The 15,112-nt window shown below is 65.5% G+C and carries 15 protein-coding genes and 1 pseudogene; 9 read left to right on the top strand and 7 right to left on the bottom strand.

Going from position 1 to position 15,112, the window contains the following annotated elements:
- Both ECTHA_RS0114120 and ECTHA_RS0114125 read right to left on the bottom strand, forming a co-directional pair.
- On the bottom strand, positions 1-621 hold a 621-nt coding region (locus tag ECTHA_RS0114120; protein ID WP_026623827.1), incomplete at its 3' end, for a helix-turn-helix domain-containing protein.
- Between the two features lie 45 nt (positions 622-666).
- Positions 667-1,263, bottom strand: coding sequence for a hypothetical protein (locus ECTHA_RS0114125; RefSeq protein WP_026623440.1), 597 nt, complete (start codon positions 1,261-1,263; stop codon positions 667-669).
- A gap of 229 nt (positions 1,264-1,492) precedes the next feature.
- Between ECTHA_RS0114125 and ECTHA_RS0114130 the strand changes: the two are divergent.
- Positions 1,493-1,927: pseudogene (locus ECTHA_RS0114130) on the top strand (FAD-binding domain-containing protein); the annotation flags it as partial.
- Between the two features lie 42 nt (positions 1,928-1,969).
- Here the strand turns inward: ECTHA_RS0114130 and ECTHA_RS0114135 are convergent.
- Both ECTHA_RS0114135 and vapB read right to left on the bottom strand, forming a co-directional pair.
- Complete coding sequence (locus ECTHA_RS0114135) at positions 1,970-2,371, bottom strand: type II toxin-antitoxin system VapC family toxin (RefSeq protein WP_029762163.1); 402 nt, start codon at positions 2,369-2,371, stop codon at positions 1,970-1,972.
- A gap of 8 nt (positions 2,372-2,379) precedes the next feature.
- The gene (gene vapB, locus ECTHA_RS0114140; protein WP_025280287.1) at positions 2,380-2,610 is read right to left on the bottom strand and encodes a type II toxin-antitoxin system VapB family antitoxin; all 231 of its coding nucleotides are present in this window, start codon (positions 2,608-2,610) and stop codon (positions 2,380-2,382) included.
- 249 nt (positions 2,611-2,859) lie between these two features.
- Between vapB and tcuA the strand changes: the two genes are divergently transcribed.
- Complete coding sequence (tcuA, locus tag ECTHA_RS0114145) at positions 2,860-4,233, top strand: FAD-dependent tricarballylate dehydrogenase TcuA (protein WP_035369638.1); 1,374 nt, start codon at positions 2,860-2,862, stop codon at positions 4,231-4,233.
- Here tcuA and ECTHA_RS0114150 read toward each other — a convergent pair.
- Positions 4,222-4,833, bottom strand: a complete 612-nt coding sequence (locus ECTHA_RS0114150; RefSeq protein ID WP_025280285.1) for a class I SAM-dependent methyltransferase — start codon at positions 4,831-4,833, stop codon at positions 4,222-4,224. The two genes, tcuA and ECTHA_RS0114150, sit on opposite strands and share 12 nt — an antisense overlap.
- 68 nt (positions 4,834-4,901) lie before the next feature.
- Here ECTHA_RS0114150 and ECTHA_RS0114155 point away from each other — a divergent pair, with 68 nt between their 5' ends.
- From ECTHA_RS0114155 to ECTHA_RS0114180, 6 genes are all read left to right on the top strand, one after another.
- Positions 4,902-5,183, top strand: a complete 282-nt coding sequence (locus ECTHA_RS0114155; RefSeq protein ID WP_025280284.1) for a type II toxin-antitoxin system mRNA interferase toxin, RelE/StbE family — start codon at positions 4,902-4,904, stop codon at positions 5,181-5,183.
- A gap of 1 nt (position 5,184) precedes the next feature.
- Complete coding sequence (locus ECTHA_RS0114160) at positions 5,185-5,445, top strand: helix-turn-helix domain-containing protein (RefSeq protein WP_025280283.1); 261 nt, start codon at positions 5,185-5,187, stop codon at positions 5,443-5,445.
- 33 nt (positions 5,446-5,478) lie between these two features.
- On the top strand, positions 5,479-7,398 hold the full coding sequence (locus ECTHA_RS0114165) for an SLC13 family permease (protein WP_025280282.1): 1,920 nt from the start codon (positions 5,479-5,481) through the stop codon (positions 7,396-7,398).
- 14 nt (positions 7,399-7,412) lie between these two features.
- Positions 7,413-8,534, top strand: a complete 1,122-nt coding sequence (tcuB, locus tag ECTHA_RS0114170) for a tricarballylate utilization 4Fe-4S protein TcuB (protein ID WP_025280281.1) — start codon at positions 7,413-7,415, stop codon at positions 8,532-8,534.
- Between the two features lie 91 nt (positions 8,535-8,625).
- A complete protein-coding gene (radC, locus tag ECTHA_RS0114175; RefSeq protein WP_025280280.1) occupies positions 8,626-9,297 on the top strand; it encodes a RadC family protein in 672 nt (223 codons plus the stop codon).
- Positions 9,294-10,715: a carotenoid oxygenase family protein gene (locus tag ECTHA_RS0114180; RefSeq protein ID WP_025280279.1), complete on the top strand. Its 1,422-nt coding sequence runs from the start codon at positions 9,294-9,296 to the stop codon at positions 10,713-10,715. Before radC ends, ECTHA_RS0114180 begins: the two co-directional genes overlap by 4 nt.
- 7 nt (positions 10,716-10,722) lie before the next feature.
- On the opposite strand, the gene ECTHA_RS0114185 is transcribed toward ECTHA_RS0114180, so the two are convergent.
- A complete protein-coding gene (locus ECTHA_RS0114185; protein WP_025280278.1) occupies positions 10,723-12,141 on the bottom strand; it encodes a phospholipase D-like domain-containing protein in 1,419 nt (472 codons plus the stop codon).
- A gap of 172 nt (positions 12,142-12,313) precedes the next feature.
- Here ECTHA_RS0114185 and ECTHA_RS0114190 point away from each other — a divergent pair, with 172 nt between their 5' ends.
- The gene (locus ECTHA_RS0114190) at positions 12,314-14,137 is read left to right on the top strand and encodes an ABC transporter transmembrane domain-containing protein (protein ID WP_025280277.1); all 1,824 of its coding nucleotides are present in this window, start codon (positions 12,314-12,316) and stop codon (positions 14,135-14,137) included.
- 60 nt (positions 14,138-14,197) lie between these two features.
- Here the strand turns inward: ECTHA_RS0114190 and ECTHA_RS0114195 are convergent, their stop codons facing one another.
- Entirely contained in the window at positions 14,198-15,088 is an 891-nt protein-coding gene (locus tag ECTHA_RS0114195) for a universal stress protein (RefSeq protein WP_025280276.1), read from the bottom strand.
- Positions 15,089-15,112 lie beyond the last annotated feature (24 nt).

A 15,112-nucleotide genomic window follows, 5' to 3' on the forward strand; every position in this document is an offset into this window, starting at 1 on the left:
GAGGGCGAAGGCGGCATGGGGAACCACCCGGGTGGCATCGTCCATGAAGGCGATCAGATAGGTCTTGCGGCGCACGCGCCCTTCGACGGTGACACTGGGGCCGTGCATGACATCGCTGGACCAGAGCTGTCCGGCTCGGGCGAAGGCGAAGCGGCGGCGATCCTGGTCATGAGTGGCCTCGGCCTGGCGCTGCATCAGCCCATGACGCACGAACAGGCGGTGGACCGTGGAAGGTGGCAGCGGCAGATCCGCGTCCACCGCGCCGTTGTCACGCAGGTGCCGGATCACCTGGCGCACGGACCAGGAGGCATGTTCCTCCTTCAGGGCGATCAGGGCCTCGGTGACGGTCGCTGACAGGCGCCGGGGCTGGCCACGATCCTGGCGCGGCTTGGGCAGCAGGGCGTCAAAGCCACCCTGGCGGTACTTCTTCATCCAGTCCCGCAAGGTCTCGGCGGCCACATGGGTGCGATGGCTGCCAGGGATCTGATGGGTGCGGGCGGCAATGGCATGGAGCTGGGTATAGAGCCCGGGCGCGCCGGGCGGCCGACGCACCAGGTCGGCGATCAGCCCGAAACGGAACAGGGCGATCTCGTGGCGCAGGTCATGAGAGGGATCGGGCATGGCAGCGTCTCCGGGGAAAACGACCCAAACGGTCGCTCCACGACGCTACGCCCCGCTGCCAGGCGGGTCAGGGCCCATTGTGTGTTGGCGCGACGGGGAGGTGGACACACCGCCACTGCAGCGGTGGGCAAAACCGAATGGCGGCGGTAACTGATCGAGCCAGGGCGCGGCAATCTCACGCAGGGCGGGGAGCAAGGGTGTCTGACCTAATGCGATCTGGCAGGCGGTCAAGGTGGGGGCGCAGTCGGTGAGCAGGTCGAGTAGCAGTCCCCTGAGGCGGTGCAAGCAATCGTCTATCGCATCCTTGCGGCGGCGTACCCAGCGCACCGCCCCTGCCTCCTCGATCTCGGGGCGCAGCATCCTGGCGGCCGCCACCAGACTGGGCGCGATCTCCGCGGTCATCACCGCCACTTCCACCGCCTGTAGCTTCCCCGACCAGCGGGCCGCCAGACAATCAGGTATCAGGGAAAACGTGCGGTGCCCCTGCGGGCAATACCAGCGGGCGATCCGTGCCCCCCGAGGCCGCTTGCGCGCATAGCTGCCGTGGCGGGCAAAGCCACAGCCCCCGGCAGGATGCAGCGGACAACACGTCAGGCTTGCTTTCAACCAGCCTTGCTGGGTAACGTATTGTTCGCCGGTCAAAGGCGTTCTCAACCGCAATAGCACACCGGCCACCGGCCCGCACGGCGGCTACCGTGGCGGGCCACTTTTATGGGTTGGCCTCAGATCATGCCCCTGTCCGCCCCGATCCGCCAGCCCGGTGAATCAATCCGGGCACTTCGCCTCACACCCGACTCACACTCTGCCACCACGCTGGCTCTATCAACGAGGAAATAATCCGCTTCAGATCAGGCGGTGATCAGCGATTTGGGGTGGGAAACAACAGCCCGCTGGAATCGATGTGGGCGGGATCGCCGTCGCCCGACAGGGTCATCCCGATGACCCGTGGCCCTTCGGGGAGGCGACCGCCCACTGGTTCGCGGCGCTGGCCGAGGATGCCGCGCAGCGGGCCAGCAACGCCCTGCAACAACCGGCAAGCTTATTGCCCCACCTGGATGCCGACAACCTGCGCGAGGCCTGCGACCAGGCCAACGCTCGGGTGATTGCCACCCCGGAAGCGCCTGTGGGACCGATGGCCGATGCGCTCGAGCGTGTGGCTGCGGCGTTGGCGTCCGATGGAATCCAGCTCATCCCATTACGCCGCGAATGGGATGAGCTGGCCTGGCCGCATGCCACCCACGGTTTCTTCCGCTTCAAGCGTGAGATCCCTGATCTCCTGGCCCGCAATGCCCTCACACACCCATGACGTCCTCATCAAGCGATCTTCATTCCAGTCAGCGCCTTTGCCTCAATCGCACCAGTCTTCGTGAACCAGGCCCGGAACACGGCCAAATTCGCGCACGTTGTTAGTGACCAGCGTGCAAGCAGACGAAATCGCGTGCCCTGCGATCGCCGTATCGTTCGGCCCGATGGGCGTACCTGACTTGCTCAATTCGCGCATCACTTCCACTGTGGCGTCCACTGCCCGTTGATCCCATGGCAGCACAGCATCGAGCCGCTTTACAAATTCATCCACCAGCATCCTGTGCCTGGCTGACGCCTTCTTGCCGATCTGCCCGTAACGCATCTCTGCGTAAGTCACGGCAGATACAACGATCCGGTTCCCCGCCTCAACTTCAGCCGCCAACCGCTGGATCACCGAGGCCGGGTGCTCTCGCATGATGAACGAGCAGATACAGGTATCGAGCATATAGGTCGTCACAGATGGAACCTGCCCTCATCGCCAACGACAGTAGGCCGATCTTTCAGGAAGTCGTCGTCAGCCTTTGGTAGGCCATGCAAAGACGTCCAGGAAGGTCGCGCGGGGCGAAGCGTGATCACGTCACCCTCCTTCGTGATTTCCAGCTCCCCAATGCCGTCATAGGCCATGTCGGCGGGCAGGCGAACTGCCTGATTCTTACCGTTCCTGAAAATTGACACGGTACGCATCTTTGGCACCTCCAAGCATATGCTTTACATATGTCAATGTAGTAGCCGGATTAGAGATATGCAAGGCATATGCTGATCAACCGAGCATTCCTCGCATCGACGGGTTGTCTTCAAGAAACATCTGGGGCCCCTGAGCGACCGGATGCGAGAGCCGGCACCCGCAGACCCTCGCCCCCAGCCCCCATATGCTGTACAACACGTCCCGTGCCCCCGCGGATATCGATAACGCCCCATTCAACGACCTCCACAATGCCCTCACACACCCATGATGTCCTCGTGATCGGTGGTGGCCTGACGGCCCTGTGTGCCGCCATCTCGGCGCGTGAACACGGGGCCACGGTGCAGATGGTGGACCGCGCGCCGACGTATCAGCGGGGCGGCAACTCCCGCCATTCCCGCAATCTGCGCATTGCCCATGAGGCGCCCTCGGCCCTTTTCCCTGGCCGCTATACGGTGGAAGAGTTCGTCGAGGACCTGCGCCAGACCAGCCAGGGGTGCTGTGATGATGCGCTCACACGCACCCTGGCCGAAGGTTCGCTGACCTTGCCGGCATGGCTGCAGGCACAGGGTGTGCACTTCGAGCGCCCGGCCCAGGGCACCCTGCCCTGGTCGCGCAAGACAGCCTTTTTCCTGGGGGGTGGGCGCAACATGATCAATGCGCTGTTTGGCCGTGCCGAGGCCCTGGGTGTGGATGTCCTCCAGGACACGCGGGTGGAGGATGTCGTCCTGGAAGACCGGGAGGTGCATGAAATCCAGGCCCGTCAGCACGATCAACCGCTGACGCTACGGGCCCGGCGCGTCATCGTCTGCAGCGGCGGCTACCAGGCCGACCGGGAGGCCCTGGCCGCCACGCGGGGCGATGCGGCGAAAGGTTTCATCATTCGTGGCAGTCCCCATGTACAGGGTGAGCTGTTGCTGTCACTGCTGCGCCAGGGAGCGGCCCCCAGCGGTCAGCCCGGGGCCTGCCACCTGGTAGCGGTGAATGCACGGTCACCGGATGCGGACGGCGGCATCGTCACCCGGGTGGATGGCATGCCCTGGGGGCTGGTGGTGGATACCCAGGGACATCGCTTTCGGGACGAGGGCGAGATCATCTCCCCGCGGCGCTATTCGGCCTGGGGTCGCTGGGTGGCCGAGCGCCCCGATGCCCGGGCCCATCTGATCCTGGATGCGCCGGGGCATGCCCGGGCGCCCACATCCATTTATGCGCCGGTCGTGGCCGACACGCTGGAGGCCCTGGCCATGCAGCTGGGCATACCGCCGCACAACCTGGTGAACACCGTCGAGCGCTATCATCAGGCGCGGGTTCCCGGTGGGGATGATCCCGAGACACACCACACCCAGGGACTTGAGCCCCCCAAGAGCCGCTGCGCCCTGCCCCTTTCGCAACCGCCCTACTTTGCCCACACCATGGCGCCCGGCGTGACCTTCACCGGCCATGGCCTGAGGGTGGACACCCAGGGCCGCATCCGCCGCAGCCAGGACCCAACCTGCCAGACGCTGCTGGCCGCCGGCATGATCATGTCGCCAGCGATCCTGGGCACCGGCTACGTGGCCGGGGCAGCGCTCACCATCGGAGCCGTCTTCGGTCGCATCGCGGGGGACACGGCGTCACGGGGTTGAGGTGGCCCGGGCGATGATGAGGCAGGAGGCTCGATGGCCATGTCGGGACAGCACCGTGAAAGCTTCAACCTCCAGTCCGGCGCCGCGGATCTGGGCCTCCAGCTCTTCCCGGTAGGTGACCCGCCCGAAATCGATGCTGGTCAGCCGCCGGAGCCAGGGCTTTAAGGTTTCCATCCAGCGTGAGCGGCGTTCCTGGATGGTCTGGGTGAAGAAGATGCACCCGCCAGGGTTCAGCAGGTCGCAGCAATGCCGCAGGGCCTGTTCCGGGTGGGGCAGGAGCATGAAGCTGGCGGAAAAGTACACGGCGTCGTATGGCCCGCCCCGATGCTCATGGACCGACTCGAGCCGCACCTGAACCCGGTCCTCCACGGGCGACCCCCGCAGCCGCTGCCGGGCGCGCTCCACGTAGTCGGCATCGATGTCGATGCCCGTCACGCGCAGCGCCTTGTCCCTCAACCGCCCGGCATTGGCCAGCAGCGCCCCCGCCGTGCCGATGCCCACATCCAGCAGTACGGCACCCTCCGGTAGCCGCTCCAGCACCTCGGCATACCAGCGCGAGGTGAGTTTCAGGATCAGTCTGTCGTAGATGATGCCTCGAATCATGAACCTCTACCCATGGCGGCGAAAGAGCTTGACATACCATATTTGGTATATATACTACAATGGGTATGTGGGAAGTCTACGAGCATCGAAAAGTTCCTCGCCAGCTCGGCAAGATACCGGGAGAGGTTCTGCTGCGATATGAAAAATGGAAGGATATTGTTCAGCTGTCAGGGCCGGATGGGTTGCGAGCAATCCGGGGCTTCAACGATGAGGCCTTGAAAGGTGAGTGGAAGGGCTTCCGATCTTCCCGCTTGAACAAACAGTATCGCGTCATTTACACGATTGAACAGCACAACATCCTGGTGAAAGTGGTTGAAGTCACGCCGCACGACTACAGGAGCAAGTGACATGCAAGATTATCAGAAGGCCAAGAAGAATGTGGAAGTCACCGTGGGTGAATCGGTCCGTATCATTCGCGAACTTCAGGCGTTAAGTCAGAATCAACTGGCTGAATTGACCGGCATTCCCCAGTCCACCCTCTCGGCAATCGAGAACAACCGCGTGAGCCTGGGCGTTGAAAGGGCCAAGGTATTGGCAAAGGCGCTACGCTGTCATCCTGCTGTTCTGGTATTCCCTGGCTGGGAAATCGACAACAATCAAGCAGCCTGATCACAACGGCCCCGCACGACTCCCGAGGCATGCATGACCCAGGATCAGTGGCTCATTCTCGCCATCCTGACCGCGACGGTCGCCATGTTCCTGTGGGGGCGCTGGCGTCACGACATGGTGGCGGCGGGCGCGTTGCTGGCCTGTGTGCTGGCGGGGCTGGTGCCCACGGGCGAGGCATTCGCCGGGTTCGGCCATCCGGCGGTGATCACGGTGGCCTGCGTGCTGGTGCTCAGCCGTGGGCTGCAGCTCTCGGGCGCGGTGGATGTGCTGGCGCGCAACGTGATGCCGGCCCAGTCCGGGCGCCTGATCAGCCTCATGGCATTGATGGGGCTCGGGGCCTTCCTGTCGGCCTTCATGAACAACGTGGGCGCCATGGCGCTGCTGATGCCGGTGGCCATCCATCTGTCCCAGCGCCTGGAGCTCACCCCCGGACAGGTGCTCATGCCACTGGCCTTCGGCACCATCCTCGGCGGCATGACCACGATGATCGGCACCCCGCCCAACCTCATCGTCTCCGGCTTTCGCTCCGAAGCCGGGCTGGGCAGCTTTGCCATGTTCGACTTCACCCCCATCGGCCTGGCCGTGGCACTGGCGGGCGTGCTGTTCGTCGCCCTGGTGGGCTGGCGACTGGTGCCGGCACGCAAGCAGGCCGGCATCGAGGGTTTCGAGTCGGGTGCGTATGTCACCGAGGTGCGTGTCCTGGAAGACAGCAAGGCGGCGGGCCTGCGGTTGCGGGAGATCGAGGCCGAGCTCGCCGATGTGGATGCGCAGATCATCGGCATGGTGCAGCGGGAGGTGCGCCTCATTGCCGCCAACCCCGGGCGCCGGGTGCATGCCGGCGACATCCTGATGATCGAAGCCGAGGCCGAAGCCCTCAAGGATGTGCTGTCCATCCTCGGCCTGAAGCTGGAAGAGGAGGTCAAACCCGAGAAGGAGGATAAAGCCTCCGAAGAGGATGATGAGGAGGAGGAGAGGGGCAAGGGGGAAGAAAAGGAGAAGGAGAATGCCGCCGCCTCAAGGGACAAGGACTCAGACAAATCCGGCAAGCAGGAAAACGGCGATGAGGCCGAGGCCACCGAATCCTCGCCGAAGTCCGGCGATCTGGTGCTGATGGAACTGGCTGTGCTACCCAACTCCCCCCTGAACGGACGCTCGGCCAGCGACATCCTGCTGCGCACGCGCTATGGGGTGAACCTGCTGGCCCTGTCCCGGGAGGGCCAGCGCTCCATGAAACGACTGCGTTCCATGGCCTTCCAGTCCGGGGATCTGTTGCTGATGCAGGGCCCGCCCGAATCCATCTCGGAGTTCGCGTCGGACAATGGCTGCGTGCCCCTGGCCGAGCGGGAACTGCGCATCCCCAACAAGCGCAAGATCTGGGAGGCCAGCCTGATCATGCTGTTTGCCATCGGCGGCGCCGCCTTCGGGCTGTTGCCGGCGGCCGTGGCCTTTGCCCTGGGTGTACTGGCCTCGATGGCCTTGCGCACCGTGCCGCCACAGGCGGTGTATCATGCCATCGACTGGCCGGTGATCGTGCTGCTGGCGGCCCTGATACCGGTGGCTGGCGCCATGGCAACCACCGGCACGGCCGACCTGATTGCCCGCCTGCTGATCGAGAATGTGGCTCAGGGGCATGCCGTTGTCGGCTTGGCGCTGATCCTGGTGGTCACCATGTTCCTGTCCGATCTGATGAACAACGCAGCCACCGCCGCGGTGATGTGCCCCATTGCCATCGGCACCGCCAACGCCCTGGGGGTGAGCCCCGATGCCTTCCTGATGGCCGTGGCAATCGGCGCCTCCTGCGCCTTCCTCACCCCCATCGGTCATCAGAACAACACCCTGATCCTGGGCCCGGGCGGGTTCCGTTTCAGTGACTACTGGCGGCTGGGGCTGCCGCTGGAGATCATCGTGGTGGCCATCGCGGTGCCGCTGCTGCTGGTGGTGTGGCCGCTGTGACGGAGAGGAAAGCCTTGCAACAATCCGAACCCGACAACGACGCCGAGCCCCGCCGGGTAATGCAGCTGTGCAATGTGTGCAGCTTCTGCACCGGACTGTGCGACGTCTTCCCCGCCTCGGAACGCCGGCCGGATCTCACCGGCGCCGATCTGGATTATCTGGCCAACCTCTGCCACAACTGCCGAGCCTGCTGGTATGCCTGCCAGTATGCGCCGCCCCACGAATTCGCCATCAACGTGCCCGCCACCCTGGCCCGTCGCCGCACGCAGAGCTACCGGCACTACGCCTGGCCGCGACCCCTGGCCGCCCTGCTGGCCCGCAGCGGGCTGGCCACCACGCTGGTCAGCCTGGGCGCCACGCTACTGATCCCCCTGCTCACCCTGCTGCTGGTGCCCTTCGACACCCTGTTTGCAATCCACCAGGCCGAAGGGGCGTTCTATGAGGTCATCCCCTGGGGCGTGATGAGCGCGGTGGCAGCCCTCACCCTGGGGTTCTCCGTGCTGGCGGTGATGGTGAGCGTGATGCGCTACTGGCGGGACATCAGCACCCAGGGGCCGCCGGCCATCCCGGTATGGCGCGCCCTGCCCGCGGCCGCCCGGGATCTGTTCACCCTGCGCAATCTGGATGGCGGCGGCGGGGGCTGCAACGACCGCGATCATCGGTTCAGTCAGGTGCGGCGACGCTTTCACCACGCCCTGTTCTATGGCTTTCTGCTCTGCCTGGCGGCCACCACCGTGGCTGCGGGCTATCACCACTTTCTGGAGTGGCAGGCCCCCTACCCCTTCTTCAGCCTGCCCAACCTGCTGGGTACCGTAGGCGGAATAGGCATGATGGTGGGCGCCACGGGTCTGGTATGGGTGAAATGGGGCGCCGATCCGGAACCCACCGCCACCGAGACCCTGCCCGCCGACTACGCCCTGCTGGGGCTGCTGTTCGCCACCGCCGCCACCGGGCTCATCCTCATGGTCCTGCGGGAGACGCCTGCCATGGGTCTGCTGCTGGCCTTGCACCTGGGCACGGTGCTGGGGTTTTTTCTGATGATCCCCTACAGCAAGTTCGTGCACGGGGCCTATCGCGCCGCCGCCCTGCTGCAGGCGGCCCGGGAACGTCCCCTTCATCGGAGCGTTGCCGGCTGAAGGCCCCGGGTTTACAGTCGGACCTGACGGATGAAGGCCCCGCGCCGCACGGGAGGCGGGCGGGAGAGACAAACAACAAGGAGGTTGCACCATGCGCATCACCGACTGGCCCGCCAGCGAGCGGCCCCGTGAAAAACTGCTGGCCCAGGGGCCCGAGGCCCTGTCCGACGCGGAGCTGCTGGCCATTTTCCTGCGCACCGGCGTGAGCGGACTCACCGCCGTGGACCTGGCCAGGGATCTGCTCAACCGCTTCGGCGGACTCCGGCCGCTGCTGCAGGCGGACATCAAGGATTTCTGCAGCGCCCGGGGCCTGGGCGAGGCCAAGTATGCCCAGCTGCAGGCGGTGCTGGAGATGGGACGCCGGCACCTGTCCGAGTCCCTCAAGCGGGGCGATGCCATCACCAGCCCAGAGCACACCCGTCGTTACCTGGCGGCGCGGCTCAGGGACTACCCTTTCGAGGTGTTTGCCTGCGTGTTCCTGGATAACCGGCATCGGGTGCTGGCCTTCGAGGAGCTGTTTCGTGGCACCATTGACGGGGCCAGCGTCCACCCGAGGGAGGTGGTGCGCCGGGCCCTGCATCACAATGCGGCGGCCCTGATCCTGGCTCACAATCATCCCTCGGGCATTGCCGAGCCGTCCCGCGCCGACCAGAGCATCACCGAGCGGTTGCGCGACGCCCTGGGGCTGGTGGATGTACGCGTGCTGGATCACATCATCGTCGGCGATGAACTGGTATCGTTCGCGGAGCGAGGGCTGATATGACAGCAAGGGTTGGGTATCACCTGGGCCTCACCTCCCAGGGCCGGGAAGTGGAACAGGCAACCCTGCCCCTGCGCGGGCATTTGCCCGACTGGCTGCAGGGGGTGCTGCTGCGCAATGGGCCCGGCCTGTTCGAGGTGGGCGGTTACCGCTGCCGGCACTGGTTCGATGGCCTGGCCATGCTGCAGGCCTTCATCCTCAGGGACGGGCGCGTGGGGTTTCGTAACCGGCACCTGATCACTCGCACCCTGGAGCAGGCCCGACGCAGCGGACGCATCGAAGGCTCGGGATTTGCCACCGACACCAACCGCTCCCTGCTCAAGCGCCTGCGGGGCATGATGCGCCCCAACCTCACCGACAACGCCAACGTGAGCATCGCCCACCTGGCGGGGCAGACCGTGTGCCTTACCGAAACCCCCCTGCCCGTGGCCTTCGATGCCGACACCCTGGAGACCCGGGGCATCCTGCCCTTTGAGGACAACACCACGCTGCACATGAGCACCGCGCATCCAGTGGCGGATCACCATGGCGGCGATCTCTATGGCTTCGGCATACAATTCGCGCTCACCAGCCACTACCTGCTGTACCGCATCCCGGCGGGCAGCCGCCAGCGCCGCATCATCGCGCACCTGCCAGTGAAGACCCCGTCCTACATGCACAGCTTCGCGGTCACCGAGCATCATGTGATCCTCAGCGAGTTCCCCCTGGTGATCCGCCCTGTGGATATGCAGATCACGGGGCGGCCCTTCATCGAAAACTTCCGCTGGGAGCCCGACAGGGGCACCCGGTTCCAGGTCTTCGACAAGCACCGCGGCACCCACCTGGGCACGTGTGTGGGCGAGCCCTGTTTTGCCTTCCACCACATCAATGCCTTTGAGGACCAGGCCGGCCGGCTGCAGGTGGACCTGGCCGCCTATCCCGATGACGACGTCATCCGCCGACTCTATCTGGAGCCCCTGCGCCAAGGCTGGCAGGAACCGGCCTGCGGGGAGGCCTGGCGCTTCACCCTGGATCTTCGGGATGGCAGTGCAACCCGCACCCGCCTCGCCGAGCGCGGCCTGGAATTACCGCGCATCCATGGCGATCGCTGCAGCGGACGTGACTATCGCCATGTGTACGGCACGGGCAACCATGTGCCCGGTGCGCTGACCGATGAGTTGGTCAAACTGGATGTCCGCCAGGGCACCCATCTGACCTGGAGCGAGGCCGACTACTATCCCGGGGAACCGGTGTTCGTGCCCCGCCCGGGTGCCGATGACGAGGATGATGGCGTGCTGCTGAGCGTGATCCTGGAGGCCGCGGCCGGCACCAGCAGCCTGCTGATCCTGGATGCGCGCACCCTGGAGGAGCAGGCCCGGGCCACCCTGCCGTTTCATCTGCCGTTCGGCTTTCACGGGGAGTTCCTGCCCGATCAGGGATAGAGACCCATCACAGATAGGGGGTCAGCAGGCGGGCCGTGCCATCCCGCAGGCGGATGGGCAGGGAGCGTTGATCCGCCTCCTGCAGGGTCAACCGCCTCGCAGCGGTCAGGCGCTCGTCCACCCAGTCGCTCAGCTCCCGGCCCAGATCGGCGTCGTAACACTCCATGTCGAATTCAAAGTTGAGTCGCAGGCTGCGCGGATCCCAGTTGGCCGAGCCCATGAGCAGCCAGTGGCAGTCCACCAGCAGGAGCTTGGTGTGGTCGAAGGGGGGCGGCGTGAACCAGATGCGGCAGCCCCGCTCCAGCAACTGCCAGTGCAGGGCCTGGGAAGCCCAGTGCACCAGGACGTGATTGTTGCGGGCAGGCAGCAGGATGTCCACGCGCACGCCGCGCAGCGCGGCGGCATTGAGGGCCGACATGAGCACGTCATCGGGCAGGAAGTAGGGCGTCATCACCACCACCCGCTCCCGGGCCTCGCCCACGGCCGTGTGCATGAATTGACGCAGGGGATCCCGGTGCTCGTCCGGTCCGTCAACCACGCCTCGCACCAGGGCCTCTCCCACGGGTTCCAGTGGGGGAAAGAAGGCAGGATCTGTCAGATGCTCGCCGCAGGAGAAGTGCCAGTCCTCGTTGAAGATGGTCTGCATCTGCGCCACGGCGGGGCCCTCCACCCGGAACTGGACATCCTGGATGGCGTAGGGATAGGGCGCCCGGCGCCGATGCCCCTCGCGGATGTTCATGCCGCCGGTGAAGCCGAGGCTGCCATCCACGATCAGCAGCTTGCGGTGGTTGCGCAGGTTGAACACGGCCAGGGTGCGCGGCAGGTGCATGGGCAGGAACAACTGGGCCGGCACCCCCCGCTGACGCAGTTCGCGTACCACGCTGCGGCGGCTGTAGCGGGCGCCGACCCCATCAATGAGCACCCGCACGGCCACCCCTCTGGCGGCGGCCGCCACCAGTGCCTCGATGAATTCCTCGCCCGCCGGATCATGATCGAAGATGTAGGTGGACAGGCAGACTCCGGCGCGGGCCTCGCCGATGGCCTGGAGCATGGCGGGATAGGCCTGCTCGCCGTTGATCAGGGCCTGCACCCTATGGCCCGACTGCAGGTTGAAGGGGCTGAGGGCGTCCCCGGCCCGGGCGAGACGTCGCCAGCGTTCGGGCACGAGGGTGGCGCCGTCAACGGGACTCGATTGGCGGTGCAATCCGTCGTGCCGCAGGGCCTTTGCCTGGCGGGCAATGCGGTTCACCCCCAGCAGCCAGTAGAGGATGGAGCCCAGCAGGGGCAGCAACATGATCAGTCCCACCCAGGCGATCACTGCCCGGGTGTCGCGTTTGTAGATCACGGCGTGTCCGGCGCTGTACACGGCAAAACCCAGCACACCCAGGGCCGTGGCGCTGGCCACGAGGGCCTGCCAGTCGAACAATGAGGGCTCCTTGGAGGGAGAATGACGGTGAAACCATACCAAGGAGTGGGGCCGTGACCAATGTGTGGGGGTGGAACTTTCGCGGGCAAGGCCCGCTCCCACAGGGGCCCCATGAAGGGCTGGGCTGCGTTACCATGAAACTGTTTCACGCCATCTCAGGGATCATCCATCCGTGTCTGAACACGCTTCCACCGAACTCACCGATCGCCCCACCAGCCTGAATCTGAGCGTGCTGGGACGTCTGCTGGATTTTGTCCGACCCCATGGCTGGCGGGTGCTCGCCGCCATCACTGCGCTGGTGGTGGGTTCGGGCGCGGTCCTGGCCTTCGGTGCCGTGCTGCGCCTGGTGATCGATCGGGGGCTCACCGCCGGCAATGCCGACGCCCTGAACCTGGCTCTGATCCTGTTGCTGGGAGTGGTACTGGTCATGGCCGTGTCGGTGGCCCTCAGGCTCTACCTGGTCACCTGGATCGGTGAACGGGTGGTGGCGGATCTTCGCCGGGCCGTGTTCGCCAAGGTGCTGCGCCTGGATCCGGCGTTTTTCGAGATGACCCGCACCGGCGAGGTGATCTCCCGTCTGACCACCGACACCTCTCTGGTACAGGTGGTGGTGGGCTCCACCCTCGCCATTGCCATGCGCAACGCCCTGTTGTTCGCCGGTGGCCTGGTCATGCTGTTCATCACCAGCCCCAAACTCACCCTTTGGGTGATGATGGGGGTACCGCTGGTATTCATCCCCATCTGGATCCTGGGGCGCCATGTGCGTCAGCTCTCGCGCCAGACTCAGGATCGGGTGGCGGACATCGGCGCCTATATTGACGAGACCCTGTACGGCATCCGCACAGTGCAGGCGTTCTGCCACGAAGCCGTGGACGCGGTGCGTTATGGTCGGCAGGTGGAGCGGGCCTTTGATGCCGCCATCCGCCGCACCCAGGTGAGTGCCCTGCTCAGCGCGGTGGTGATGCTGCTGATCTTCACTGCCATCAGCCTGGTGCTGTGGGTGGGGGGGCACGATGTGCTGGCCGGGCGCATGACCAATGGCCAACTGGCGGCCTTCGTCTTTTACGCCGTGCTGGTGGCCGGTGCCGTGGGCGCCCTGAGTGAGGTCATCGGCGAGTTGCTGCGGGCGGCCGGTGCTGCGGAAAGGCTCATGGAGCTTCTGGACACCGAGCCCACCATCAAGCCTCCGCCGCACCCCAAGGCCCTGCCACAGCCACCCCGTGGGCAGGTGATCCTGGACCAGGTGGTATTCCGCTATCCCTCAAGACCCGAACCCCCTGCCCTGGCGGGTGTTTCCCTGACCCTGGCGCCGGGCGAGAAGGTGGCACTGGTGGGGCCCTCCGGCGCGGGCAAGTCCACGGTGCTGCAATTGCTGCTGCGGTTCTACGACCCCGAATCGGGTGTGATCCGGTTCGATGGTGTGGATGTACGCGAGACCGCCCCGCCGGACCTGCGTCAACGCATGGCCCTGGTGCCTCAGGATGCGGTGATCTTCGGGGCCAATGCCTGGGAGAACATCGCCTTCGGCATGCAGGATGTGACTCAGGAAGAGATTCGCGCCGCCGCCGATGCGGCTCATGCCAGCGAATTTCTGGATCAGTTGCCAGAGGGCTTTGACAGTCATCTGGGTGAGCGGGGGGTGCGCCTCTCCGGCGGTCAGCGCCAGCGCATCGCCATTGCCCGCGCCATCCTGCGCGATCCGGCCCTGCTGCTGCTGGACGAGGCCACCAGCGCCCTGGACGCGGAGAGCGAGCGTCTGGTGCAGGAGGCCCTGGAGCGCCTGATGGAGGGCCGCACCACGTTGATCATCGCCCATCGCCTGGCCACGGTACGCAAGGCAGATCGGATCGTGGTGATGGATCAAGGGGCGATCGCGGCGGTGGGTACCCACGATGAGCTGGTGGCTGCCGGTGGGCTGTATGCCCGCCTGGCGGCACTGCAGTTCCGGGATGGGGCTGATGAGGCGGGGGAGGTCTTGCGGACGGGAACGGATTGAGGTGATCAAGCCCCTCTCCCGCCAGCGGGAGAGGGGCTGGGGTGAGGGTGGGATCGGCCGTCAGGCACGCACCAGCAGCACGTCGGCATCCTTCACCTGGTGCACCACCCGCCGGGCCACGCCGCCCAGCAGGGCATCCTGCAGCCGATTGCGGCCGTGAGTGCCCATGACCACCAGCTGTGCCTTCCACTCCAGCACCGCGCGATCCAGCACGTCCGGCGCATAGCCCGTGCGCAAGTAACCCTCCACCTGCTCCGGGCTGACATCGCAACTCATGAGGAAGGCATCCAGCTCCTGCTGGCGCTCCGCCCGCACCTCCGACTTGATGCGCTCCACCTCTTTGCGTTCCACCCGATTGCGCAGCACATTATCCAGGGCATCCAGGTTGTGGGCATGCACGGCGTGCAGCTTCTTGCCCGGCGCCAGCGATGCACCCAACTCAAGAGCAGAACGGGTACGTTTGGAGAAGTCCACGGGCACCACCACGCGCTCATAGGGGCCATCCACGGGGCGTTTCACCACCAGGACGGGGCGATCCGTGTGGTGCACCAGGTTCTGGGTGGTGGTACCCAGCAGGACATCCTGCAGGGTGCGATCCCCGTGGGAACCCACCACGATGAGATCGGCACCACAGCTGCGGGCCTCCGCCAGGATTCGCTTGTGCCCCTGACCCTGAATGCAGTGATAATCGATATCCTCGTCATCGGATGCCCCCAACGCCTGCATGCGCTCCCGCATGGCCACCTCAGTAGCCTCTGCCAGGTCGGTCATCATGTCCCCGGGGCTGCCACGCAGACGACGCATGACCTCCTCGTTGACCACAGGGGCATTCAACACATTGATCACCCGCAGGTTGGCGCCATGATCCCGGGCCAGTTGCAGGGCGCGTCGACCGGCATCGTCGGCACCGGGCGACAGATCAGTGGCATAGAGGATCTTTTCGAGTTTCATGGCATGCTCTCCCGCACGACGCGC

Source organism: Ectothiorhodospira haloalkaliphila ATCC 51935 (genome assembly GCF_000633935.1).
GTDB classification, from domain to species: domain Bacteria; phylum Pseudomonadota; class Gammaproteobacteria; order Ectothiorhodospirales; family Ectothiorhodospiraceae; genus Ectothiorhodospira; species Ectothiorhodospira haloalkaliphila.